General features: G+C 44.9%; 23 protein-coding genes. 10 read left to right on the top strand and 13 right to left on the bottom strand.

Going from position 1 to position 24503, the window contains the following annotated elements:
• The first annotated feature begins 239 nt into the window (after positions 1 to 239).
• From NQ095_RS18475 to NQ095_RS18450, 6 genes are all read left to right on the top strand, one after another.
• Positions 240 to 1028 (top strand): ABC transporter ATP-binding protein, encoded by a 789-nt coding sequence (locus NQ095_RS18475; protein ID WP_258264905.1) that lies wholly within the window; start codon positions 240 to 242, stop codon positions 1026 to 1028.
• Entirely contained in the window at positions 1012 to 1767 is a 756-nt protein-coding gene (locus NQ095_RS18470) for an ABC transporter permease (RefSeq protein WP_034764554.1), read from the top strand. Before NQ095_RS18475 ends, NQ095_RS18470 begins: the two co-directional genes overlap by 17 nt.
• A gap of 38 nt (positions 1768 to 1805) precedes the next feature.
• Entirely contained in the window at positions 1806 to 2798 is a 993-nt protein-coding gene (locus tag NQ095_RS18465; protein WP_258264904.1) for an aliphatic sulfonate ABC transporter substrate-binding protein, read from the top strand.
• Between the two features lie 61 nt (positions 2799 to 2859).
• On the top strand, positions 2860 to 3450 hold the full coding sequence (locus NQ095_RS18460; protein WP_309137666.1) for an SCO family protein: 591 nt from the start codon (positions 2860 to 2862) through the stop codon (positions 3448 to 3450).
• Positions 3451 to 3609: 159 nt separating this feature from the next.
• Complete coding sequence (locus tag NQ095_RS18455) at positions 3610 to 4827, top strand: helix-turn-helix domain-containing protein (RefSeq protein WP_258264903.1); 1218 nt, start codon at positions 3610 to 3612, stop codon at positions 4825 to 4827.
• Between the two features lie 125 nt (positions 4828 to 4952).
• The gene (locus tag NQ095_RS18450; protein ID WP_258264902.1) at positions 4953 to 7328 is read left to right on the top strand and encodes a putative bifunctional diguanylate cyclase/phosphodiesterase; all 2376 of its coding nucleotides are present in this window, start codon (positions 4953 to 4955) and stop codon (positions 7326 to 7328) included.
• Positions 7329 to 7369: 41 nt separating this feature from the next.
• Here NQ095_RS18450 and NQ095_RS18445 read toward each other — a convergent pair whose 3' ends face one another.
• The 3 genes from NQ095_RS18445 to NQ095_RS18435 form a co-directional block, all read right to left on the bottom strand.
• Positions 7370 to 7972, bottom strand: a complete 603-nt coding sequence (locus NQ095_RS18445) for a TasA family protein (RefSeq protein WP_258264901.1) — start codon at positions 7970 to 7972, stop codon at positions 7370 to 7372.
• Between the two features lie 69 nt (positions 7973 to 8041).
• The gene (gene sipW / locus NQ095_RS18440; RefSeq protein ID WP_258264900.1) at positions 8042 to 8587 is read right to left on the bottom strand and encodes a signal peptidase I SipW; all 546 of its coding nucleotides are present in this window, start codon (positions 8585 to 8587) and stop codon (positions 8042 to 8044) included.
• Entirely contained in the window at positions 8584 to 9159 is a 576-nt protein-coding gene (locus NQ095_RS18435) for a hypothetical protein (protein WP_258264899.1), read from the bottom strand. Before NQ095_RS18435 ends, sipW begins: the two co-directional genes overlap by 4 nt.
• Before the next feature lie 242 nt (positions 9160 to 9401).
• Between NQ095_RS18435 and NQ095_RS18430 the strand changes: the two genes are divergently transcribed.
• The 3 genes from NQ095_RS18430 (at position 9402) to NQ095_RS18420 (ending at position 13709) form a co-directional block, all read left to right on the top strand.
• Positions 9402 to 11159 (top strand): M4 family metallopeptidase, encoded by a 1758-nt coding sequence (locus tag NQ095_RS18430; protein WP_258264966.1) that lies wholly within the window; start codon positions 9402 to 9404, stop codon positions 11157 to 11159.
• 295 nt (positions 11160 to 11454) lie between these two features.
• On the top strand, positions 11455 to 12375 hold the full coding sequence (galU, locus tag NQ095_RS18425; protein WP_258264898.1) for a UTP--glucose-1-phosphate uridylyltransferase GalU: 921 nt from the start codon (positions 11455 to 11457) through the stop codon (positions 12373 to 12375).
• A complete protein-coding gene (locus NQ095_RS18420; RefSeq protein WP_258264897.1) occupies positions 12372 to 13709 on the top strand; it encodes a UDP-glucose dehydrogenase family protein in 1338 nt (445 codons plus the stop codon). Before galU ends, NQ095_RS18420 begins: the two co-directional genes overlap by 4 nt.
• A 14-nt stretch (positions 13710 to 13723) precedes the next feature.
• Here the strand turns inward: NQ095_RS18420 and NQ095_RS18415 are convergent, their stop codons facing one another.
• The 8 genes from NQ095_RS18415 to NQ095_RS18380 all read right to left on the bottom strand — a co-directional run bounded on the left by NQ095_RS18415 (position 13724) and on the right by NQ095_RS18380 (position 20874).
• Positions 13724 to 14845, bottom strand: coding sequence for a HAMP domain-containing histidine kinase (locus NQ095_RS18415; RefSeq protein ID WP_258264896.1), 1122 nt, complete (start codon positions 14843 to 14845; stop codon positions 13724 to 13726).
• A 171-nt stretch (positions 14846 to 15016) separates the two neighbouring features.
• A complete protein-coding gene (locus NQ095_RS18410) occupies positions 15017 to 16048 on the bottom strand; it encodes a MupG family TIM beta-alpha barrel fold protein (protein WP_258264895.1) in 1032 nt (343 codons plus the stop codon).
• A complete protein-coding gene (locus NQ095_RS18405; RefSeq protein WP_375162861.1) occupies positions 16045 to 17403 on the bottom strand; it encodes a PTS transporter subunit EIIC in 1359 nt (452 codons plus the stop codon). Before NQ095_RS18405 ends, NQ095_RS18410 begins: the two co-directional genes overlap by 4 nt.
• 94 nt (positions 17404 to 17497) lie before the next feature.
• Complete coding sequence (murQ, locus tag NQ095_RS18400; RefSeq protein ID WP_258264894.1) at positions 17498 to 18400, bottom strand: N-acetylmuramic acid 6-phosphate etherase; 903 nt, start codon at positions 18398 to 18400, stop codon at positions 17498 to 17500.
• A gap of 181 nt (positions 18401 to 18581) precedes the next feature.
• A complete protein-coding gene (locus NQ095_RS18395; protein WP_258264893.1) occupies positions 18582 to 18782 on the bottom strand; it encodes a hypothetical protein in 201 nt (66 codons plus the stop codon).
• Between the two features lie 260 nt (positions 18783 to 19042).
• Positions 19043 to 19591 (bottom strand): competence protein ComK, encoded by a 549-nt coding sequence (locus NQ095_RS18390; protein ID WP_258264892.1) that lies wholly within the window; start codon positions 19589 to 19591, stop codon positions 19043 to 19045.
• 251 nt (positions 19592 to 19842) lie between these two features.
• Positions 19843 to 20142: a DUF5658 family protein gene (locus NQ095_RS18385; protein ID WP_258264891.1), complete on the bottom strand. Its 300-nt coding sequence runs from the start codon at positions 20140 to 20142 to the stop codon at positions 19843 to 19845.
• Positions 20143 to 20247: 105 nt separating this feature from the next.
• Positions 20248 to 20874 carry a TasA family protein gene (locus NQ095_RS18380; protein WP_258264890.1) on the bottom strand — a complete coding sequence of 209 codons (627 nt, stop codon included), beginning with the start codon at positions 20872 to 20874 and terminating at the stop codon, positions 20248 to 20250.
• 958 nt (positions 20875 to 21832) lie between these two features.
• On the opposite strand from NQ095_RS18380, the gene NQ095_RS18375 reads away from it, so the two are divergent.
• A complete protein-coding gene (locus NQ095_RS18375; RefSeq protein ID WP_258264889.1) occupies positions 21833 to 21958 on the top strand; it encodes a hypothetical protein in 126 nt (41 codons plus the stop codon).
• Between the two features lie 72 nt (positions 21959 to 22030).
• On the opposite strand, the gene NQ095_RS18370 is transcribed toward NQ095_RS18375, so the two are convergent.
• A complete protein-coding gene (locus NQ095_RS18370; protein WP_258264888.1) occupies positions 22031 to 22867 on the bottom strand; it encodes an SGNH/GDSL hydrolase family protein in 837 nt (278 codons plus the stop codon).
• A 481-nt stretch (positions 22868 to 23348) separates the two neighbouring features.
• Positions 23349 to 24188, bottom strand: coding sequence for a tyrosine-type recombinase/integrase (locus NQ095_RS18365; protein WP_258264887.1), 840 nt, complete (start codon positions 24186 to 24188; stop codon positions 23349 to 23351).
• Between the last annotated feature and the right edge of the window lie 315 nt (positions 24189 to 24503).

The following is a 24503-nucleotide window of genomic DNA, read 5'->3' as shown; positions in this document are numbered from 1 at the left end:
ATTTTGGTATTTAGTATAGGGTTACCCTTTTTGGGGTGGTTAAAAACGACTATTGGGAAAGTCTTGAGTTCAGTTATTTTCCTTTAAGAAAATCTATTTTCTAAACCTTTCCTCCTAAGAAGAATAAGTAGGTAAATTGCATGATAAAGGAAACCTTGACAACCTCCCCCAATATACTATAATTGTATTATTTATATTCCGACTAAACTAATAAGAATTATAAGATAAGGGGTGATGGAATGTTCATCGAGATCAATCTTTTAAATAAGCAATACCTTGATAAGACGGGTAATCCCACTGAAGTGCTGAAAGAGATTAATCTCGAGATTGAAAAGGGCGAATTCGTATCCATCCTGGGACCATCGGGTTGCGGGAAGTCCACCCTTCTTTCGATTGTGGCGGGATTGACCGATTCTACATCCGGAGAAGTCCTTGTAGACGGAAATCCGATAAAGAAACCCGGAAAAGACCGGGGCATGGTCTTCCAGCAGGCTGCGCTGTTTCCGTGGCTGAATGTCCGGGACAACGTCACTTTCCCTTTAAAAAAAGAAATGTCCAAGAAAGAGGCAAGAGCCCAGGCAGCCAAATACTTACATATGGTCCAGCTCGGAAACTATCAGGATCATTATCCTCATGAGCTTTCTGGAGGAATGCAGCAGCGGGTGGCAATCGCCCGTGCCCTCTCCATGAATCCGGAGATCCTGCTCATGGATGAACCATTCGGCGCCCTGGATGAACAGACACGCTCCCGCCTCCACCATCAGCTTGAAACAATCTGGATGGAAACGAAGAAGACCGTCCTGTTCGTCACTCACAGCATCTCGGAGTCTATCAAGCTATCAGACCGGATCATCGTCATGGGGACCCGGCCCGGAACGATTTTGGCAGATATCAACGTGGATATCCCCCGTCCCCGGGATGCACATAAGGAAGAAATGGTAAAAATCGAAGAACATATCATGAGTTATTTAAAGAAAGAAATCGACAAAGTGATAAGTGAGGAATTGGCCTATGAACACAGCTCTTAAACGCATCATCTTCTTTGCCCTCATCATCGGCCTTTGGGAATCCGGGTCACGATTGGGATTCTGGACGGAAATCATCCTTCCTTCGCCTACTTCCGTTTTCCATGCACTCTACACAGGCATTGCCGATCAAACGCTGATCATCGATTTGATCGCGAGCTTCAAACGTCTATTTATCGGGCTTGGGATTTCGTTAGTCATCGGCACAAGCATCGGCGTACTTCTGGCAAAATCAAAGACCGCCGACGATACGCTGGGGTCATTGCTTCTCGCATTTCAGAGTGTACCGAGCATCGTCTGGCTGCCCTTAGCCATCATGTGGTTCGGACTCAATGAAAAAGCTGTCATATTCGTCGTCATCCTCGGGGGAACATTCGTCATGGCCCTTAATATCCGGATGGGAATCAAGAACGTCTCCCCCCTCTTTTTAAAAGCCGCACAGACGATGGGCTCGAAAGGATTGGACTTATTCATCCGGGTCATCTTCCCGGCATCGATCCCCTATGTGGTCACCGGATCGCGCCTTGCCTGGGCATTCGCCTGGCGGGCACTGATGGCAGGCGAACTCCTCAGTACAGGGCCCGGGCTTGGATACACGCTCCGCTACGCTTCGGATTTCGGTGACATGAGCCTGGTGATCGCCGTCATGATCATCATCGGCGTCATCGGGGCCATCGTCGATCAGTTACTTTTCCAGCGAATCGAGAAATCTGTGATCAAGCGCTGGGGATTGGAATCATAAAAAATTTGCGGGTTCACCCGCCATTAGGAGGATAAATAATGAAAAAGATGTTTTTACTACTCACGATTTTCTTCACATTCCTTGGGGTCCTTGCTGGCTGCGGGACAGAAAAAAGCTCGGGAGATGTCAGCAAGAAAGTTGTCATCGGCTACTTCCCGAATATTAACCACGTCCCGGCCATGGTTGCCAAAGACAAAGGATTTTATGAAAAAGAACTGGGAGACGGCACGAAGGTGGAATACAAAACGTTCCCGGATGGTTCTTCGTTCATGACCGCCTTGAAAACGGGTGATATCGATGCGGGTCTTGTTGGACCAGGGCCAGCCATGAATAACTATATGACCGGTGCCGATGTGAAAATCATCGGTGGCGGATCGACGGGTGGAACCGTGGTCCTTGCGAGTAAAGAAAGTGGCGTGAAGTCCGTAGAGGATTTTGCAGGCAAATCGTTCATCACTCCGGCAGTCGGTTGTACCCATGATGTCCAGGTGGAAACCTTCCTCGGCGAGCACGGGATCGAGTCCCAGCGCATCGGGGGCACGATGAAGCACGTAACAGGGAACCCTGCCCAATATGCGAACATGTTGAAATCAGGGAAAGTCGACATCGCCGTCGCTCCTGAACCTTGGGCCGCGGTGATCCAACAGGAAACAGGCGCCAACATCATCATCGATCATGATGAAATTTCCTTCGGGGAAACACTTCCTGCTTCCGTACTCGTGGCGTCAGGAAAATCGGTCAAAGAACATCCGGACACGATTCAAAAGATCGTCGATGCCCATAAAGAAGCGACTTCATTTATAGAAAAAAATCCTGAAGAAGCGAAAGAAATCACGATCAAAGACGTAAAAGAAGTCACCGGCCAGGACCTGAGTAAAGAAGTTGTCGACCAGGCATGGGAACGCATCGGATTCACATACAAAGTGGACTCAGACGCCGTCCAGGCATTCGCCGACTCCTCCTACGAACTCAAATTCCTGAAAGAAAAACCAAAATTTACCGATCTCATCGACAAACAATTCATCGACTAACGAGCAAGGTCCGTCCCTCCACGTTGAGGGACGGACCTCTATTATAGAAGGGGGTAGCGCAGTGGGTGTAAAGTCTATGATTTCTATTGTTACCTTATGTTTTCTGCTGTTGAGCGGATGTCAGGGTCAGGATGTGGAGGAGTCGTTTCCGATGAAGGTGGAGGTCGGGGACTTATCCGCCGTTGATCAGAATGGGGAGAAGACGTCGCTTACCGCTCTCAATAAAGGGAAGATCATGGTGGCCGATTTTATCTTCACGAATTGTGATACCGTCTGCCTGCCGATGACGGCGAATATGGCTAAGCTTCAGAAGAAGATTGCAGAGGCTGGATTGGATGATGAAGTCCAATTGGTTTCAATCAGCGTCGACCCGGAGCATGACACCCCGGAAGTACTGAAGGAATACAGCAGCCGGTATGAATTCGATGCCGGGAACTGGAGCTTCCTGACGGGATACTCCCGGGATGAGATTGAATCCTTCGCTAATGTGTCGTTTAAAACTCCCGCTGCTGCGGTCGAGGGTTCAGACCAGTTCGTCCACGGGACCTCTTTTTATCTAGTGAGTGAGAACGGTGTATTGTTGAAGCAGTATGAAGGCGTGTCGAATCCTCCTTATGAAGAAATAATAGAAGATATGGAGCGATTGAAGTGACCTTTCCGGGTGGTTCGGAGAGGTTTTTTTGTTTCACACCACACCCCAAAATCCATGCCATCCTTCTCATTTATCTTTCATCCCCCTTCCTATGCAGGAAAATCCAGCATCCTCAACAAATACTACTCTTCAGGATACATCACACAGGAGGGATCATCCATGCACACAGGGGAAATCATTCGTCTTTACAGGGAGAAAGCAGGTCTGACCCAGTCTCAGCTCGGAGAGGGAATTTGTACCACGACACATGTGAGTAAAATTGAACGGGGCAAAACGGCTTATTCGGATGAAATCATCTCCCTTTTTTCTGAACGTCTGGGGATTGATATCCATCATGAAATCGAGGCATACCATCTCCTTGAACAGCAGCTCCATCTCTGGCATAACAGTATCATTATGAGAAGGATGAACCTCGTGGAGAAAATCAAGTCACAACTGGAGAAATCAGCTTTTCTTGAATCCTCCAAGTACAGTACTTATTATCACCTGCTCAGGGCGAGGTACTATATCCTCCATCAAAAAGCGGACGCGGCTTCTTCCATCCTTGATTCCATCAACCGTGGAAATCTGCCGGCTTTTGAAACCAATCTCTTTCATCATGTACAGGGGATCATCTATATCAATCGAAACTCCTATGAGAACCAGCAGAAAGCCATCCAAGTGTTACAAAAAATTGATATGAATGACTACCAGATTCGTGAATGTTATTATCATTTATCCATTGCCTACCACTGCGTCGGGAATAAGGTCATGGCGTATTTCTATGCAGAGAAAGCACTCAGTTATTTTAAAGAGACGAATAATTATCTTGGTTCCATCAAAGCAGAGTCCCTCATGTTACTGCAATTAAGTGATGAAAACCATTTGATTGAAAGGTACCGGAATCTGATTGAGGATTGTGATTCCCTTGGATTCCTTGAGCAGAAAGGGATGCTCTTGAACAACTTAGGCTATGAGTATTACAATCGTTGCGACTTTGCAAGTGCAAGCCGTTGCTTCAAAGAGGCACTCACCCTTGCGGAAAAAGGGTCCGTCACCTACTTGGGAAGACTGTGCAATTACACGGATGCCTGCATGGAAGGTGAGCTTTGTTCTGATAAAGAGCTGGAGAAACACATCCACCTTGGGCTTCAATTAAGCAAACATTTAAAAAGCTCTTTATTTCTTAAATTGTTCGAACTGTTCTCCCTCCAAAAGAATCAGTGCCGGGATGAATATGTTTCCTATTTGGAAAAAGAAGCCCTTCCCCATTTCCTCGAAACAAACAATCTTCTGTTGATCGAACGGTATGGGAAGGTGCTTTATGAGCACTACGTCGAAATGGAACAGCTGGACAGAGCCATACTCCTGACCAGGAAATTGGAGGCTAGCCGTTGAAGAACTCTGTCGATAAAATGAAAAAATAGGAAAATGCTGTCGAAATACATGCTATACTGTTAGAAATAGGTATTTGGACGGAGGTACTAATGGCTGATACTCTACTAATTTTCATTAATATAACTTTGAGCGTTCTATTATCGGCCGGTTGCAGCTATTTGGCACTAAAGGAAGCGTTCAAGCGAAACGGCCAGAAACAACTGGTGAGCAAAAAAGAGTTGTGGCTCCCTTCCTTTATTTATACGATTCTTTACTGTCTGCTCCACGCTTCAGTGACGTTGATGGTTTCATACGACATCTTCATCCAGCGGTTCATCTATTTCGCTCCGATTTTTATCGTTATTTGTTTTTTTAGCATTTATCTGTCTCTACGGCTATTTCAGGACGTGAATACGGATAAGGTGCACTTCATCAAGGGAGGGTTCATTTTTTCCCTGATCATGATGGCGGGGAATTTCGCCACGTATAGCGGATTGATTTATCCTCATGTTGAATTCAAACCGATGTACATAGGGTTGACGATTCTAATGACACTTGGCGTGACGTTTCCTTTTTTCCGGATGCTCCTCCAGCTTAATAATCAGGAAAGCAGTTCGTATAGAGGAAAAACGCACGCATTCTGGAGCTTCATTATGGGACTTGGTTTCTCAGGGATTACCTATCTGACAGCTTACTCCCTTCTTTCACCGGAGAAATATGGACCGCAGCTTTCCCGGGTGGAAAACAATCAGATGATTCCTTTTATCATTGAAATGGGCATCCTGCTGGCACTATGGTTCATTCCGGACCATTTGGCCAATGATTTGCATAAAAAACAGATGAAGGATATTTACGAGAAGGAACAGGAATACAGGTCCTTATATCAGAATAATCTTTCCGCCATTTTCACCTATAATCGAGATGCCGTCATTATTGAAGCCAATAATAGGGCAGCGGAAATGACAGGCTACCCTATCGAGATGATGATTGGTCAAGGCTTCCAATCGTTTGTCATGGAGAAGGATCTGGACCAGATCCAGACCGCATTCCAGAAATCCTTGATTGGGGAACCCTCGAAGTTCGAAATGAAACTCACACATCGGAAAGGGCACATCATGTCCATTCAGATCATTGTGGTGCCGATTCATCTCGACGGGGAAGTGACCGGTGCCCATGTCCTAGCGTCGGATATTACGGAAGCGATCCGGGACAAGGAGCAAATCCAGTACCTCGCCTATCATGATGAACTGACCGGATTACCGAACAGGCGCTATTTTAATGAAGAGTTCGAGAAAAAAGTTCAGGAGGGGCACGAGCAGATGGCCATCCTGCTCCTCGACTTGAACCGATTTAAAATCGTCAATGACACATTGGGCCATGGGTACGGCGACGAGCTCATCTCCCGTGTGGGGAAAAGATGCGTGAAGGTGCTTGGAACGAAAGGTTTCATTGCACGGATGAGCGGGGACGAGTTCATCATCCTTCTTCCTACCATCGGATGCCGGAATGACGTCCATAAGGTGACGGCAGCGATTCATGAAAGCCTGGAAGTCCCATTCGATATCGGGGGCCATGACATCATCACGTCCACTTCCATCGGGATCTCCCTTTATCCTCAAGATGGGCGTGATCTCTCCACTCTTTTGAAAAAGGCCGACATCGCCATGTATACGATGAAAAAGAGCGAAGGCGCCTATCAGCTTTTATTTTCCGATCAGCTTGAAGAGAAAGGGATCAATCCGATCGAGCTAGAGGAAAATCTTAGAAAAGCGCTGATCAATGAAGAGTTTGAGCTTTATTACCAGCCTCAGCTCTCACTAACGACGAACAGGATTGTCGGGGTGGAAGCGTTGGTGAGGTGGAATCATCCGGTAAAGGGCTTGATTTCACCAGTGGACTTTATTCCTCTAGCCGAAGAAACGGGGCTGATCATTCCACTTGGACACCGCATCCTGATTGAATCCTGCAAGCAGCTGAAGGTCTGGATCCAGGAGGGTCATGAGTTCAAGATTTCAGTCAATGTCTCTTCCCGGCAGTTTCACGATGCTACATTTGTCGACATGGTGAGGGATGTACTGAACACATACGATGTCCCCCCTTCCCTCATCGAACTCGAGGTCACGGAAAGCACGACGATGCACCATGTCGAGGAAGCCCTGGCAAAACTGAATGCCCTGCGGGAGATCGGCGTATCCATCGCCATCGATGATTTCGGCATCGAATACAGCTCATTAAGTTATCTCCAGAAATTCTCGATTCAAACGTTGAAGATCGACCGGAGCTTCATCATTGGACTCGATGATCATGAGTCCAATAAAGCGATCGTTTCCGCAATCCATGCCATGGCCAAGCATTTGAATCTGACCATCGTGGCAGAAGGGGTGGAAACCGAATCTCAATTGGAATGGCTGAGGAGATTGCAGTGTGAGTATGCACAAGGGTACTACATCAGCAGGCCCGTACCGGCCGGGGAGCTTTTGGATTATATCCATGCATGCGAAACCCCTTCCGCCGTCGGGTGACAAAACCCCCCTGGAGACATCCAGGGGGTTTCGTTAAGCGTTTATTCATGAAGCGTCCCTTCGCCTTGCTCTGCATTGAACGTCCAGTTGACCTTCAGGGCGTCTCCCTGGAATTCATTCTGATCTTCGCCATTATCGACGAATTCGAAGAGGACGAGGATTTTCTCCCTGCCGCCAGCGGGGATTCCATCTGGAACGACTTCACTTCCAACGAATGTATTCATGGCCGTCAGATCCGGTGTCTGATTCTTCAGTTCAAATAAAGATGTTTCCACTACAGGTGAATAGGCGCTTCCTTGATTGTACATGATGGTGACCTTAATATGCTTGGCGAGATCATCTCCATTGGCCGCCCCGTTTTGCATCGCATCCTCCACTGTATAGCTTGTCCCAAGGAGTACTTTGTAGATGTCGAGTGTTCCGTTGTTTTCCAGTGTAAATTCACGCTGGATTTCATCACCCGGCTTGATGTTCTCCACATTCACGACCACTTCAGGATTCACAGCAAGATCCAATGTTCCAGCAGCAAACGTATTCTGCGTCTCCACCGTATCGCTGAAATAAGCGTATGTACCTCCACCCATCAATGAAAACCCCAATGCTGCCGTTAATACTCCCTTGCTTACCTTCTTTGCAAAACTCATATTCTTCTTCCTCCCTTTGTTTTATCTATTTATCAATCTATCATTCGTCACAATCGACAAATAACAGGATCAACCAGTGGTGTTGACTTCAACTTCCTTCAATGTCACAAAAATGGATCGTACCGCTGAAAAAACGAGAAGTAGTCCCGGAATGAATAGTAGAAGTGCCGATCCCAGTTTCGAAGACGCATAGTTCACCGCATAACCAAGATACGGGATGGTGAAATCGGAATAGCTTCCCACGATGTTTTGAGTGAGGACATACCCCCGGTCCGGTGCGTCATTGTTGTCCCCCTTTGTGACGTAAAGAGTTTGACCGTTGCTTTCTTTCATGTCGATTATTCGGTGGGTGATCAATTTATCCTCTGATCGGAAGGTGATGATTTGATTTTTCTTATATTCCCGATCGGCTTTGACTTTTTCGATTACAATCACCGATCCCGTTTGAAACGTGGGCTCCATGGAACCAGACAGGACGACCTTGAATTGATGATTGAGGACCGTCGGATCTCCTCCTGATGCCCTGGAGGATAAGACGATGAAGGCAAGTGAACAGAATAGGATGAAAGTGATGGTGATGGTTATTTTTCTGAGTATGAAGAATAATTTTCTCATTCGGATTCCCCTTCCTGTTTTTCAGCGCTTTCAGAGGCTTGTATCGGGATCGATCCGCTTGTGACAGGGTCTGCCTCTTCATCCCGTATCTTCTGTTCGACAGCGGTTTCCCCTGCAACCCGTAAACTCTGAATATATGATTCCATCCTGGTTATTTTCCCTTCAGCATCGATGTCCCCCACAAGCTTGTCCACTGTTAAAAATCCTTCTATAACATAGGGATATTCCTTTGGGTCGTTTAGTGCTTCCTGATAATAGCTTTCCATTTTGTCATGAAGTCCCTGTAAAGCCTCATTCCCCTCAACCAATTTTTCTTTTGACAGAAGGGCTTCTTCCTGGTTTAATTTCTCATATCCTTGATACAGCTGCTCAATCTTATCAGCCTGCACTCTTGCTTCTTCCTCCATCTGCTGAATTGCAGCCGGAAAGACGAATGCCGCCGAGAATGCCAGGGTGCCGCTCTTTACCTGAGTGGAAAAAGCCGCTTCTGTTTCCCCAATCAGATGGAGGGTCAATGATAGATTGATCCATACTAAACATGGAATCACGAGTTTGCCGAAACGCCACGTCATTTCCTGACTCCTCCTTGGTCGCTTTATTGGTTCTAATCGTAAATTAGCGGTGATTGATTGTAAATCGGGTCATTTCCTTGTCGAATTCAGGGGTATTTCCAGGGAAATTGTCATTCTCCACGTCTATTTCCCCATAGAAAGCCGTTCTCATTAACCCAATTGACCATGATTTGATTATTCTGAATAATTGGAGGTGTTCTACATTACTTTTCGGAGAGGTGTTTGGTTTGAAACAAAAGAAGATGAAGAAGAGAACAATACCCGTGTTGATCGCGACCTCCCTTGCATTCGGGAGTCTGGCAGCACCGGGGTACAATGTGCTGGCAAATGAGCAAGTGAAGAACAGTCCTTCCTACATAGTAGAGTCATGGGATGCCCCTGAAGGATTGTCGAAGCAGGATGTGCTGTATCAGTTCCTGCAGTCCAAAGTGTTACAACCCCAAACGAAGTCAGTTGTCTCCATCGAGGCGGCAAAGAACCACTTCAAGATCATTCAAGAGGAAGACGACAGTAAGAATGGTTCCTATCATTACAGAACCGTCGAGCAGCTCGGCGGGGTTCCTGTTTATGGATCAGAGCAAACCATCGCATTAGATTCAAATAATGATGTGAAAGCCTTCTTCGGAAGTGTTTCTCAAAATCTATCAAAATCTGCTGTCCCTACTGAGGCATCCGTTTCCAAAGAGGAAGCCCTCGAGACAGTAAAAGCGAGTATCGACGTGGAAATTGGGAAAGTCTCAGATTATGATGGGATTGAATCGGAACTTATCATCTATCCTCATGAAGGGAAGTATGTTCTATCTTATTTGGTAAAAGCCTCGACGTCCGTCCCTGCACCAGGCTACTTCCACTACTTCGTGGATGCTATGACCGGGGAAATCATCAACCACTACAACGAGATCCAAGACGCAACGAAAGACTTTAAATCGAGCGGGGCAATGACACCGAGTTACGTGAAAACTTCCACAAGGGCCCTCCCTCCTGCCACCCAACCGGTACAGGCCAGGGGAATGGACATGTTTGGGAATCTGCAGACCTTTAACGCTGTAAAAGATATGGGCAATGGCACACATTATCTATTTGACGGGACAAGAGCCAATGGAATTCATACGTTTAAAGCCAACCAGATGCCACCCAATACGTTTATCATACTATCCGCCCTCTTCGGTTTGACCGGTTTTGAAGTAACAAGCCCAAAAAGCTTTTTCTATGATCCCGCCGCTGTGTCCGCCCATATCAATGCAGGGAAAGTATTTGATTATTACAAAACGAAATTCGCTCGTAATTCCTTGGACAACAATGGCATGAAACTCATTTCTACAGTCCATATCGGGGAAAAATGGAACAACGCAGCCTGGAACGGAAAACAAATGCTTTACGGGGATGGAGACGGTGAACGCATGATCTCCCTTTCCGGTGGTCTTGATGTCATCGGACACGAAATGACACATGGTGTCATCGACCGGACAGCCGACCTGGTATATGAAAATGAGTCCGGTGCCATCAACGAATCCCTTGCAGACATCATGGGGTCTTTTGTAGAAAATAAAACAGGAGACGACCTGTGGCTCCTTGGTGAAGGCATTTGGACACCGAACCGCTCCGGCGATGGACTTCGGGACATGAAGGATCCGGCATCCGTCAATATCGGTGGATACACGGAATCAGGCTACTACCCTGATCACTATGACGATCGTTATCTTGGGGATCTTGATAATGGCGGTGTGCATATTAACAGCTCCATCAATAATAAAGCCGCTTACCTGTTGACCGATGGCGGAACCCACCATGGCGTGGAAGTGACGGGAATCGGCAAGGCGAAAGCAGAGAAAATCTATTACCGTGCCCTCACTCTTTATCTGACTGCGACATCCGGCTTCAGCGAAATGAGACAAGCAGCCATCCAGGCGGCGAGGGATCTGTATCCTGACCGCAATGGTGAGTCTTCTGCAGAAGTAAAAGCGGTGGAATCAGCTTATAGTGCGGTGGGTGTGGAGTAAACAGAATGTGGTGCCGATCTTGGCAGGCGTTTAGAGCCTGCCGGGGTCGGCTTTTTGTGTGGGCGAGGCGGGGCCATTTTTCAAGCTTGATTTGAAATAATCATACGAGATTCCCCCAGTTATTGTGCCTCCTTTTCGAGAAATCTTTTTTCTAAACCAGCAAACAACTACCATCCCCCCCTCCATACCTACTCCGTCCATGTAAATTCTTCGTAAAACCAGCCTTTCCCAAGGGATATCCCGCCCCCTCCTCTGATAATATAGAAAGAGATACATATTTTCGGAGGTGTGTAGCGTGAATCAATTCGATCTTTCCTTACCCAAGAAAAAAGTAACAAAAGCCATCATCCCGGCAGCAGGCTTAGGTACACGATTTCTCCCAGCCACGAAGGCCCAGCCGAAGGAAATGCTTCCAATCGTAGATAAACCGACCATACAATACATCATAGAAGAGGCCGTGCATTCCGGGATCACGGATATCATCATCATTACCGGTCGCGGCAAGAGGAGTATCGAGGATCACTTTGATAAATCATATGAATTAGAAGCAACCTTGGAGAAAAAAGAAAAATGGGATGCCCTTGAAGAAGTGCAGTTGATTGCGAATCTCGCAAACATTCATTATATCAGACAGAAGGAGCCACTGGGGCTGGGCCATGCCGTCCTGTGTGCCCGGTCCTTCATCGGGGATGATCCGTTCGCCGTCATGCTGGGGGATGATATGATCCTTTCTGACCAGCCGTGTGTCAGCCAGCTGATGGATTCTTTCAATGAGTTTCAAGCACCGATCATCGGGGTTCAGGAAGTGAAGGATGAAGAAGTATCGAAGTATGGGATTGTCAGCCCATTCCCAACGGGAAAATCCGATGAGAATCCTATTCATCGCATCCGGGGATTGGTTGAAAAGCCCCTTCCACATGAAGCTCCTTCAAATCTGGCAATCATGGGAAGATACATTCTAACTCCTGAAATCTTCTCTTACTTAGAACGGTTGCAAGTGGGGGCGGGCGGAGAGTTCCAGTTGACCGACGCATTGAACCACTATAATCAAGAACACTCTATGTATGCTAAAGTATTTGACGGTGACCGCTATGACATCGGAGATAAGTTCGGCTTCATTAAAGCGACGATTGAATGTGCGATGAGAAGGCCGGAACTGCAACCGGCATTAACCTCATACTTGAAAGAACTGCTTGAAAAGGTGGGAACCGAATGAATATTTCAGTAATCGGTGCCGGCTATGTAGGGCTTGTCACAGGGGCATGCCTGGCAGAAACCGGACACCACGTTATTTGCCTGGACGCAAACAAAGAAAAAGTGGAGGTGTTAAAGAGTGGAGAGTCCCCTATCTATGAACCGGGATTAAACGAATTACTGGAAAAGACCACCGGATCCGGCCATTTGTCCTTTACCACAGACTATCACGTTGCCTGCGAGAAAGCTGAAGTCATCATCATTGCCGTGGGAACCCCTTCCCGTCCGGATGGTTCTGCCGACCTGTCTGCCCTTAAGGACGTGGCGGAAAACATCGGCTCACATGCCCGGGAAACGGGCACAATTGTCGTGACAAAGAGCACCGTTCCCGTGGGAACCAATCGCAAGGTGAAATTCTGGTTGGACACTCATTCTTCCCCAGCCGCCACGTTCAGGATTGCTTCAAATCCTGAATTCCTGAGGGAGGGGTCCGCCATTCATGATACGTTCAACGGGGACCGGATCGTCATCGGCTCGGAAGAGGAAGAAACAGCTAAGAAATTAGAAGAAATGGTCTTACCGTTTGGGGTGCCGATTTTACACACATCAATCGAAAGCGCTGAAATGATCAAATATTCCTCTAACGCCTTTTTAGCAACCAAGATCAGCTTTATCAATGAGATTGCGAATCTGTGTGAAAAACTTGGGGCGAATGTTGAAGATGTGGCGAAAGGAATGGGCATGGATAAGCGCATCGGTTCGTCATTCCTTCAAGCCGGCATTGGATATGGGGGATCATGCTTTCCGAAAGATACGAATGCCCTCGTTCAAATGGCCGGGGAAATGGAGCATGATTTCGACTTATTGGAATCGGTCATTCATGTCAATGCCAAACAACAAGTGAAGTTGGTTCAAATGGCGAAAGAGCGCTTAAAGGACCTGAAAGGTAAGCGGGCAGGACTATTAGGTCTCTCCTTCAAACCCAATACGGACGACATCAGAGAAGCGGCTTCCTTGGAAATGATCAATCTGTTGCTGGAAGAAGGAGTCCAGGTTACGGTATACGATCCAGTTGCTCAGGAAAATGCAAAATCCGCCCTTGGTTCGCGTGTGACATATGCAGACCATTGCTTTGAAGCCATCGAAGATCAGGAGATGTTATTCATTGCAACCGAATGGGAAGAGTTTAAAGTGTTACGTTTGAAAACCATCTCCAAGCTCATGAAAAACCCTATACTATTTGATGGTCGAAATTGTTTTTCCCTTGAAGAAGCTGAATGTGAGGCCATTGATTATTATTCAATAGGTAGACCTCCCGTCATTCATTCCGTATTAAAAACACCTCATTCCGAGTGAATGAGATGTTTTCATTACATTACAACGTTTGATTCAACAGGGATGACGATCGTAAACGTCGTCCATTTCTCATTAGAATGACAGCTTATCGCGCCACCGTGCTTTTCAATCAGCTTCTTACAAATATACAGACCGATTCCAGTCCCAAGGTCCTTCGTCGTGTAAAAAGGTTCAAAGATTGCTTCGATGGTTTCTTCTTTGATCTCTGGACCATTGTTGGAGATGATTAGATTCGTCCTGCCATCCTTCACATTACAGGAGACAGTGATCTGCTTATGACCATCCACTTCTTGAAGGGCATCGATAGAGTTCATGATGAGGTTGAGAAATACCTGTCTTAACTCATCACGATTTCCGAGCACCTTGATATCTTCCTCACATTTGAAATCGATTGATACATCCCCATCCAGGAGGCTCGGATACAGGAACTCGATGGTCTCTTCCAGGTGATCGGTCAAGATGATTTCTTCCCTTGTACTATCGATCAGGTCTTTTCTCGATACGTGGAGGAATTGGGAAATGCGGTAATTCAATTGCTCGAGCTCATGCTGCATGATATCCAGGTAGGGAAGATCAGGATAGCCGTTCTGGAGGAGCTTGGTGAAACCGATGATGGACGTCAGTGGATTCCGGAATTCATGAACGAAGCTTGAACTCATCTGACCGAGGATTGTCAAGCGTTCCTTGTGGGTTTGATCGATATACAGGTCCTTCTCTTGAAGCTGCTGCTCTTTGATTTCCGTATATTTTCTGACGGCGAGATAGGAGAAGCGGTCAAATAGCGAATTGATATCTTCAATCAAGGGCTGCAATTCCCGCAGTTCGATTCCAGAATTACTCACCCATTTGATAACGATGCTCTTGCCTATATTCACGTTATATACAAATTCGCTGATATTCACGTTGGCATTGACCCGTTCAAGGGCAGTCTTGTGGGCAAGTGTAGTGATTTCTTCTTCCGTGAGAGGTTTCACAATCGCACGCTTCACTAATTGAAACATCTTCACACCATTATTCAATACTTCTTCTTTATATAAATCGTTATCTGAAAGTACGATACTTTTTCGCCAATTATGTAGAAATTCGTCTGAATGATCTTCCAGGTATTGTATCAGCAAGGTTGAAGCACTAGTCATTGATTGGCATTCCCTTCATTCCGGTTATTGTCGAAATATTCGTTGATAATATCATAACAGAAAATAAAGGGAATTTAATGAGTATATGTAAATATGTCATGAAAAGAGGCATTTGGGTGGATTCCTTGTAAAAAATGAAAAGAGCATGGGGATGTTCCCATGCTCTTTTCACTACTTTTTAAGAAGGTCCGTCCCTCTGACCACTCGCAGCTTTTGACCAGGTTTAAGCCATTCTAGTAAAGGAAGATCTTCGTCACATACTCTTCCCATTACATTGACTGCGGGGTTACTCTCTAAGTCACATCGAACAATCTGCATTTCCCCTCTATAACGCCCATACAGATTATTATCCTGTGTAATCGCACCCCGTGGCCGCTCCTCGGTAGTTTGTGGAGGAATCTCGCTTCCAGTCCTTGTGTCCAACAACCGAAACACATCCCGGCCCGGATCCGGTCTGAGCTGGTACTCCCCATCGATTTCCCAGTTTCCACTGTAACGGAGCTCGATGATATCTTCCTGATCGAATCGCACAAGTTTCTCCTGCAGTTCCTCAGAACAGCCTGGATCGCCAACGAATACACCCGTCACGCCCCACGTTTTCAATTGTAAGGCACTGACATATGGACTTTGTCCACGGTGGTCTTCCAATGTAGGCAGTCCCAGATGTAATGGCCCACGCTTCTTTTCATCCCCTGGTATAAATGCATAAACAGGAATACCGAGCGTATCATACAGGTTTTGCTGCTCCAGAAAATAGTCCTGATCCAACCCCGTTTCCGGTTTCGGATAAAAATTATGCCAGGCAATAATGTTTCCTGTTGCCAGACCGCAATCGATCCACCGCTGCAGTTCTTTTCCACCAACGGTACTGGCATTGATGGCGATCCGAAAATGACGGGATAACTCGAGCATTTCATCCGTCGTAAATCCATCATCCAGTCTCAGGGACGTAACGCCTAATTCTTTGAGCTCTTCAAAACGATAAAGCCCAAGCATGGCAGGCGTCTTCTTCGACACATCGGCAAACACCCGGAATCCCTCCCTTTTAAAAAGGGATAGGAGACCCCTCACCCGGTCGGGACTTATTCCTGATTCTTCCGGAATATGAAGAGAGGTAAAAGCAAGTTTGACACCTGATGAAGAGGCACGAAGAATCCTCGCCTCGGCATCTTCATCAGACAGATAGATGGAAATCCCGATCATTCAAACTCACTCGCCATTTCATCCTTGAACCCAAACAGGTACGTCAAAGCGAATCCTGCCGCATAGGCAATCAATAGTCCAAGAGTATAGTAGAGAATCTCCCCAGCGTTGACCAGGAAGATCAACGGCAGACCGGATACCCCGATGGCAAACGTAGCCACATCGAAGTACGCCTGGAATGCTCCACCGAACCCCGCTCCTAAACAGGCTGTCAGGAACGGTCTTCCTAATGGAAGGGTGACACCGAAAATCAGTGGCTCACCGATTCCAAGCATCCCCGCAGGAAGCGCACCGCCGATTGCCCGCTTCAGCTTCTTCTTTTTCGTTTTCATAAAGATGGCAAATGCCGCTCCAACCTGACCGGCTCCACCCATGGCAAGGATCGGTAATAGCGGATCGTCCCCGATCGTGTTGATCAATTCTAAATGCACCGGTGTCAATCCTTGGTGCAAGCCTGTCACAACGAGTGGCAGGAAGGTAGCGCCAAGTACGAATCCGGCAACAAGACCGCCCATATCAATAAGAGAAAGAAGTCCATTTGTAATAATGTCTGAAATAAAACCGCCAACCGGCATAAATACTGTGTACGTAAGTAATCCAGTCACCAGTAGCGCAATCGTAGGCGTCACAATGATGTCGACTGCCTGTGGAATGACTTTCCGAACGTTTTTTTCAACAAAAGCTATGAAGATGGCTGCAATCAAGACACCAATCAACCCACCACGGCCAGGCAATAGATTTTCTCCAAACAGCGTCACATCACCAATCGCGGGATTGATGATCAGGATCCCGGCCAAACCACCTAGTGCCGCCGATCCGCCGAATTCCTTCGCCGCATTCATCCCGACAAGGATACCGAGGTACCCGAATAATCCGCTTCCGATGATGGAAAGCATCATGACAAGCTGGGATTCACCGTTCAGCCAGCCTGCCTGTACGAAGAACTTTGTGAACCCTGTGATCAGTCCTGACGCAATCAGTGCCGGGATGAGGGGAATGAATATATTCGCCACGCGTCTTAGAAGCAGTTTGAATGGTGTGGCATTCTTCTTCTTCAAGTCAGCCTTCTGTTCTGCGGCCCTTGCCTTCAGGTCAAGATCTCCTGCACCGGCTGAAACCAGCTTCCCGAATTCTTCCGTTACCTTATTGACTTTCCCCGGTCCCAGGATGACCTGGTACGTTTCATCCTCCACGAACCCGAGTACTCCTTCTATTTTCTTGATCTCGGCTTTTTGAACAAGGTCCTCGTTATACACCTTCACTCTCAATCTCGTCATGCAATGTTCATAGCTTGCGATATTATCAGCACCGCCAAACCGTTCCAAAATGACTCCAGCCAATTCTTTATTCGTCACATTCACCTTCCCCTTTCGTTCCTTATATCTATTTATTGTCCCTCCCATTCTATTTCTATGAACGGATGGGGACAGGTACCCCTATACCATCAGACTATTTTTCAATGGCCAGCCGGACATATCCGTTGGCATCTTCCAGACGGCTCTTCGCTTCTTCATATTCACAACCGAGGGTAATCATCACGATCGAAGGCTTCACTTCATTGTCCGCCTTCTTCAGCGTCGCTGCTGCCGTTTCTTTATCGGTACCCGTGATGCTCTCGATAATGCCGATTGCACGCTGCTCAAGCTTGTAATTGCTGATATTCACATCCACCATCAGATTTCCGTAGGCTTTCCCGAGCTTGATCATGCTTGCAGTGGAAATCATATTCAGCACCATTTTCTGAGCCGTACCCGCCTTTAAACGGGTGGATCCCGTCAATGCTTCGGGACCTGCATCCACTTCGATCGCAAGCTCAGCTTCGGCAGAAATTTTCGACCCTGTATTGCAGGAAAGAGCCACTGCCGTCGCGCCTAACTCCCTTGCATATTTCAGTCCACCGAAAACATAAGGAGTACGCCCGCTTGCCGCGATCCCGACTACCGTATCCATAGGAGTCAGTCCGATTTCTTTCAGATCCGACACCCCTAATCCTTCATCATCCTCGGCTCCTTCAACCGCCTTCACAAATGCCTTCTCACCACCGGCAATCAACCCGACTACGACGTCACTATCCACGCTGAACGTCGGCGGGCATTCCACTGCATCCAGGACACCTAACCTTCCGCTAGTGCCGGCTCCCATATAAATCAATCTTCCTCCTTGTGAGATGGATGCCACGACCTTATCGACCACTTCTTCTATTTGTGGGATGACGAGCCTGACCGCTGCCGCAACCTTCTGATCTTCCTCATTCATCATGTGAAGAATGTCGCCGGTACTCGCTGTATCGATCCCCAGCGTATTCTGATTCACCTTCTCTGTTGATAATTCAAAAACATTATCTTCTTTCACAAGTCATTCCTCCCAGAAATCTGTATGCGTTTTCATTAACTCTATTATACTCATTTTTAAAATAAAATTTCAATTACATTTTTCATTATATGAAATTTAATTTTAGAATAGACCAGTGTTTTGGGTGGGAATAGTGGAGAAGTTTTCTAATTTAATCGTTATTTTTCGTATTCGTGGTTGATTAATAGGGAAAGTGCTGGTTGATTTCCGCTGCAGGTGCTCGCTTTCCGCGGGGCTGACGGTGAGCCTCCTCGGCTGCGAGTGGTGTTCTACCTTGTCCAGCTCCGGCGGCTAGCCCCTCGAGGTCATAAGCTAAATGGCCCAAGAAGGCAAAAAACGCCTTCTTAGGCCCATTCATCTTATGCTGGTCGGGGCTGAGCAAGCCGCCTCCGCTTTCCCTAGTTTCCCGCAGGAGTCGAGCACCTTCCGCTCCAATCAACTCATAAGCTTAAGATTAAATGGTAAAATACATACATATATTTAGAGTTCCTCCAATTCATACTAAATAACAAAACCTTATATAGATACTATTATTAAAACAACCTCATCGAATTGAGCCAATTTATTTAACCAACGACAAATAGGAGTTGGAACACACGATTCCTACTCCTGTTTTTTGATATTCAGTTAGAGGTCCGTCCCTCAGAAATCGGCGCCGAATTCGTCCATGTTCTGTAGGTGTGAGTGGAATCCAGGGAGGTAGAGTCCGGTTTCGTTCCGATTCATGGATGAGATGGTCGGGATGGTGGAGAAATGGGTAATGGTGACGGCTGCCCTCTCCCTCTGTTTGGTGATGACACTTTCTGAACAGTTGATTTCAAGCTGTTCTCCGTTGGTGAAATGCACATAGGTTTTTCCTTCTCTGGTGGAGGTTGACTCGATATGCTGGCAGAACAGCCACATACAATCATAATCGGTCGGGGCCTTGGTGGGTATCGCATAGATGTATTGCTGCGGGCAGATCATGAGAGGTGTTTTTCTAAGGTAGTCGAATGCATGCCGGACGGCTTTGATCCTTCCATCGTAGGTGGACCTGTAAGCCATACAGGATTCGTCCAGAATCTCCATGGAGGATTTTCCACTGAAAGTCTTCCTCCTATCAAAGTCATGGACCACCGACCGATGAACCCCATCATATGCCGGGCAAATTGCCACAGTCCTTCGAGTAACCATCTCTTTTAAACCTTTCAAATCAAACACCTTCCTTTTTCCCTTTTTGTCATAAGCCTCTATTATCAGAATCTTCTTAGATATGAGACTTTATTACTATTATATACCAATCCCAAAATATTTCCATTTGTATTTGGCTAATTTTTGAGAAAAATCTCATAATTTGAGGAAATGGAATATTTCCTGGGAGATAGTGTCGAATGAGGACATAATAGACTGTTGATTTCACGAAAATAAAATAGCCTCCCTAAGTGAGAGGCGAATGATTTCAATCAAAAAATGGATTGTATGATCCAGATACCGTGAAGACAGAATACGAAAATATAGATGATACTAACAACGTTTGCCATGAGTGTCACCCATTTTCTTCGGGGGATTTTGTCGTAAAATACAAGAAGGAGCAGGAGGAGGGATAACGTCATTTTGAAACCTAAGAATAGTACTGGGCTTGTACTATATAATGCATTCATAAAAGGATTGGCTTCTACCATAAAGGATCCGTTAAGCCCGATGAAAGAAATGATCCCATCCAGCAGATTCAGAAAAGCCACCCCCAGGAACAGTTTCTTCATACTTCACCTCCATCAATCTTACTCAAATAGTACCCTTTTTTGCTGAAGAATATCCCTGGTTATGGATGCAAAAAAGAAAGCCTTGATCTGTTGCTCATCAAGGCTCTATCCATTTACCATATTCATTCTTCTTCGGTATTGGTAAACATAGACCCCAAGCCCGCTAAAGAATAATAGTCCTCCTATCAATAGAAGTTTATAAATGAATGTTCCCGTATTCGGAAGCGTCATTCCTCCGACTGGAAGAGATTCGCCCACAATACCTTCTGCTTGAAAAGTGAATTTCACTTCAGACATGAGTCCTTGAAATTCATTCCCCAGATGTTCAGGAAACTCGATCTTAAAGGTCATACCTTCCTCTTCTGAACTACCTAGTTTACGGGCATCAAACCCTTTGAATCCAGAAACCTTTCCCTCATAGAGGACCCCTTTAGCATCTGACACCGTCATCATTAGTGCATTGTATAATTGATCCGAACCGGATTTCAGTTCCGATGACATCGTATATTGAAAATCCTTCAACCCCTGATTCTTGACCTTGATGGTTTTCGTAGCCCAGTCACCCGGCTTCATATTATCCACTTGAAAAAGTACTCCAGTTGGAGATGTTGCAATATCCACTTCATTCGTGGCATCCCCTTGATCCGCTTGAGCTTTCTCCATTGAAAAAACAAAAAACCCAAGCAGGAATACTGCACATATCGTTAATAACGTGAATCGCTTATTCCCCATAAACTCCACTTCCTTCTAGACATTCTTTACGATACATTTTTATCAATAGGCTCTGATGTTTTCTTTATCTCAATCTGAGAAAGGGCTTTACCGATGACAAAGCCTGAATAGCAAAGGAGTAAAATTCCTGGGATGATGCAGGGCATGCTTCCGTTTTTGAAATTCATGATGTTCATGGAGTAACCTATATAGGGGCTGTATTAATATTTAGAGTACCTGATGAACCTCGGAAGCTACACCCATGCCCCACTTTTGTTTCATTCCCATCCAAAATTCCTCGACGGTTCCAACTACGTAGTTCGTTTCAAAACATTTTGTTCTTTTTAAAGAACCAATAATTGAAGTATATGACAGATTCCCCAGATAAGAAATGGTTAAAAATAGTCATTTTATCATTAAAAAGAACAAAAAACGTTCTTTATCTCGAATTACCTTCCTTTCTCTCAATATTTTGTTTTCACTAAGAAAACCATTAACTTTATTAAGAACGAAAGATACGTACTTTCTTACTACTAATGCTGTATTAGTTTCTACATTTATCACCAAATCTAAGCAGTTTGATAATAGAATGGAAGTTTAAAAATTCGATACTTATTTACACCTCTATTAGTGGTTCTTTTCTCTGTAAACAAACGTTTGAATAAAGTGTCAGTCTTCTCCGTGTCCATCTTCACCTTAAAATTTAATTCCCCTTCGACAATTAGTAACAAACCTAACCTCCTGTTTCATTACCATCCTCCCATTCTATTCTTTAATCATCACCAACGTGTAATCGATTAGCATTGATTAGACTTAATTTCTGACTCATTATAAAGAAAAAGACGACGAAATTTGTAAGAAAGATACATACGATTCCCTATTCATTTTAAAGTGTTTATAGTACAGAATGAATGTAATAATACATACGATATTCAAAAGAAGCAGTCGTGAGTTTTATTATGAAAAAAGGAGGTGCGTTATGAAACTATTTCATAAGCTTCTTGCCACTTATTACTTTAATCTTATACAAAGTTGTCTGGATGAAAAAATGAAGAAACAGTATGAGCAAAAGCTGAAATTTCATGAATCTAAATTCACAGTTTAAAAAAGTGTTTTCCATCTAAAAAAGCCCTCAAAATTTTGAGGACTTATCAATTATATAAATGTTAAGTGATGATTACTCTATACCGCCATCCCTCACAAAATACTTTTTCAAGTACGCAGCCCACATTTCATTCCCTTTCTCATTTGGTACATTTTTTTCAGTTAGATATTCTTCAATTTCCTTCTTATTATAGTCTGGCCACGCTTTCCAATGATCCATATATATATAGTCGTTTTGTTTAGCATAACGTTCTAAATCTTTCTCTTCATTTGGATAATAAGTGGCTCCATAGATGGAATTTGCAGGCTGAAGCAAGGTGATCAGGTCCGGATTCGCTTTCTTGAAAGACTGAATGATCTTTGAAATATTTTTCAGTCTTTCAGACATCTTGATTTCTCCATTATCGTAGAGTAAGAATGGTTCCAACAAAAGAATGTCTGGCTTCATCTTAACCATGTCATTATATAGATTTTCTTTCACTACCTGTTGGGATGTTTTGCCGTCAATTTCCTTAATCGTGACATGGATTAACGACTCCCCATATGTATCGACTAATTGCCTTTCCAGCAATTCCGGCCATGCTCCGTCCTTTTGTGAAGTGGAGGATGAACCGGTGATCATTAGGTGCACAGGACGACTTTCTTCTATTGCTTTTTGAAAGGCAGGGTGTAGTTCCTTAGGCAAGAAGTTGACCTTATCAAGCTTTAGTAATCTATCTTTTTCCCGTGCTCTTTCCACCTTCTGATTCTCAATGGATTTCAATTCTTCTTCACTAATTACCTTACTCTTCTGTTCCGTTTCACTCACCTTTCCTTGAACGGCGCTAACCTTTTGATTCCAGTGGTATTTCCCTCCTATTACTGTTGAAATGGTCATAATGGCTAGAATGATTAGCAGAAACTTCTTCACCTGAATTCCCCCATAATCTATCATTTTGTAACTCTATGATACAAAAGGAGTCTTACATATTTTGTATATATATGTAGATGACCATCCACAAAGTTCCGACAAAAAATATGACGGATAATAATTTAGGTTACTGTTATTCCAGACCGGACTTGTTATGGAAACAGAGTATGAAATCTGGGTGACCATTACACGTTTACTCACTTCAAAAAAACCCCTTTATCACTATCTGATAAAGAGGCTCTGCCATTCATTATTCAATTAACCTGGCTACCGCTGTTCCACACTTCTCACATTTGCCTTCCAATACAATATTATGGTTTTCAGAACCCACAATATAATCAATAATCGTAGTCACTCCACAGTTTCTACAAAAAAACATTCCTCTCAAGCTCTTTACGTATGTGACCTGGTATGGCCATCCATCTTTTATTTGCCAATATCCTTACTCAATATCTTCACCTCATATCAATATATAGTTCACTTATGAATCCTTCGAAAAAGTTTGTCGAATCGCTCTCTCAAATTCAGTATCGGGAACGCGCGACCTCGCATACCTCTTCGTTACGTTTATGTCCCTATGTCCCGCCAATTTAGATACCACTTCAAGGCTGACACCATGATCGATAAGATGCTGACAAAATGTATGACGCAGTTTTTGAGCATTTACATGGAACTTCTTTAGCATATATTGTACCGAACGCTCGGTTAAACGCTCATTGCTTTTTGAAACGAATACTGCTTTCTTTGGTTGGAAAGCATTCAGATAGAAAGAAAGATACTCTATCAATTCTTCAGACAAAGGAATGCTCCTTATATCTCCATGGGTATCCAGAACGTTTACCTGTTTCCCCCTAAAATCTATATGGGATATATTCAGGGCGCAAAGCTCTGAAACCCGAATACCCGTATGAAGCAACATATAAACAATCGCTATGTTTCGTTCATTTTCACTTTCCTTTACTTCAGATAAAAGTGTAGTACACTCTTCCTTTGAAAGAGTTTCAATTTCATCTTTTTTAATTCCCTGTTTGATCTTTATATCAAACGTAACGGCAGGTCTCTTTAAATATTTCCCAAAGGTTCTGATCACGCCAAGAACCTTATCCGTCGTGGTCGGACTCTTTCCCTTTTCCTCCAAAAATAATATATAGTCCTGAACATCCTGCTGAGTAATGTCTTCAAGTTTTTGATTGTGATCCTGTAGCCATATCTCATATTTCTTAAGTTCCTGATGGTAAGTCGAGATGGTATTTGATGATTTCCCTTCATGTTCAAGCCATGTTAAAAATTGTTCAATAGTAGCACTAGGAGACTCCTGCAAGTGTACCACCCTTTCGAGTCAAACCTCTGTTTACTATTATCGTAGAACTTATTGAATAAGAAGTCAACTTCTCCGAATAGGTCAAAAAGGAAAGAGGAAAAAATGGTTTTTTATATAGAATGGCTTTATACAAATAAAAAGAATAACTCCTAAGAGCTACTCTTTTTCCTATGTGCCTGGCGACGTCCTACTCTCACAGGGGGAGCCCCAACTACCATCGGCACTGAAGGCTGCGGCCAGTGATGAGCGGCGAATCTCTTCGTCCGCTTCACTCGTTCAGATCCTCGTGTGGAAACCACACTCCGGTCTTCTCTC

The organism is Rossellomorea sp. SC111, from assembly GCF_024733565.1.
Lineage (GTDB): Bacteria > Bacillota > Bacilli > Bacillales > Bacillaceae_B > Rossellomorea.
Note: the sequence above shows the minus strand (reverse complement) of the source record. Positions and strands in the feature narration are given on the sequence as shown.

Bases quoted from the DNA above. Each gene is read 5' to 3' on its own strand.
- NQ095_RS18475 (WP_258264905.1), top strand. From the start codon at position 240: ATGTTCATCGAGATCAATCTTTTAAATAAGCAATACCTTGATAAGACG.
- NQ095_RS18470 (WP_034764554.1), top strand. From the start codon at position 1,012: ATGAACACAGCTCTTAAACGCATCATCTTCTTTGCCCTCATCATCGGC.
- NQ095_RS18465 (WP_258264904.1), top strand. From the start codon at position 1,806: ATGAAAAAGATGTTTTTACTACTCACGATTTTCTTCACATTCCTTGGG.
- NQ095_RS18455 (WP_258264903.1), top strand. From the start codon at position 3,610: ATGCACACAGGGGAAATCATTCGTCTTTACAGGGAGAAAGCAGGTCTG.
- NQ095_RS18445 (WP_258264901.1), bottom strand. From the start codon at position 7,972: ATGAGTTTTGCAAAGAAGGTAAGCAAGGGAGTATTAACGGCAGCATTG.
- sipW (WP_258264900.1), bottom strand. From the start codon at position 8,587: ATGAGAAAATTATTCTTCATACTCAGAAAAATAACCATCACCATCACT.
- NQ095_RS18435 (WP_258264899.1), bottom strand. From the start codon at position 9,159: ATGACGTGGCGTTTCGGCAAACTCGTGATTCCATGTTTAGTATGGATC.
- NQ095_RS18430 (WP_258264966.1), top strand. From the start codon at position 9,402: ATGAAGAAGAGAACAATACCCGTGTTGATCGCGACCTCCCTTGCATTC.
- NQ095_RS18420 (WP_258264897.1), top strand. From the start codon at position 12,372: ATGAATATTTCAGTAATCGGTGCCGGCTATGTAGGGCTTGTCACAGGG.
- NQ095_RS18415 (WP_258264896.1), bottom strand. From the start codon at position 14,845: ATGACTAGTGCTTCAACCTTGCTGATACAATACCTGGAAGATCATTCA.
- NQ095_RS18410 (WP_258264895.1), bottom strand. From the start codon at position 16,048: ATGATCGGGATTTCCATCTATCTGTCTGATGAAGATGCCGAGGCGAGG.
- NQ095_RS18385 (WP_258264891.1), bottom strand. From the start codon at position 20,142: ATGAAGAAACTGTTCCTGGGGGTGGCTTTTCTGAATCTGCTGGATGGG.
- NQ095_RS18380 (WP_258264890.1), bottom strand. From the start codon at position 20,874: ATGGGGAATAAGCGATTCACGTTATTAACGATATGTGCAGTATTCCTG.
- NQ095_RS18375 (WP_258264889.1), top strand. From the start codon at position 21,833: ATGAAACTATTTCATAAGCTTCTTGCCACTTATTACTTTAATCTTATA.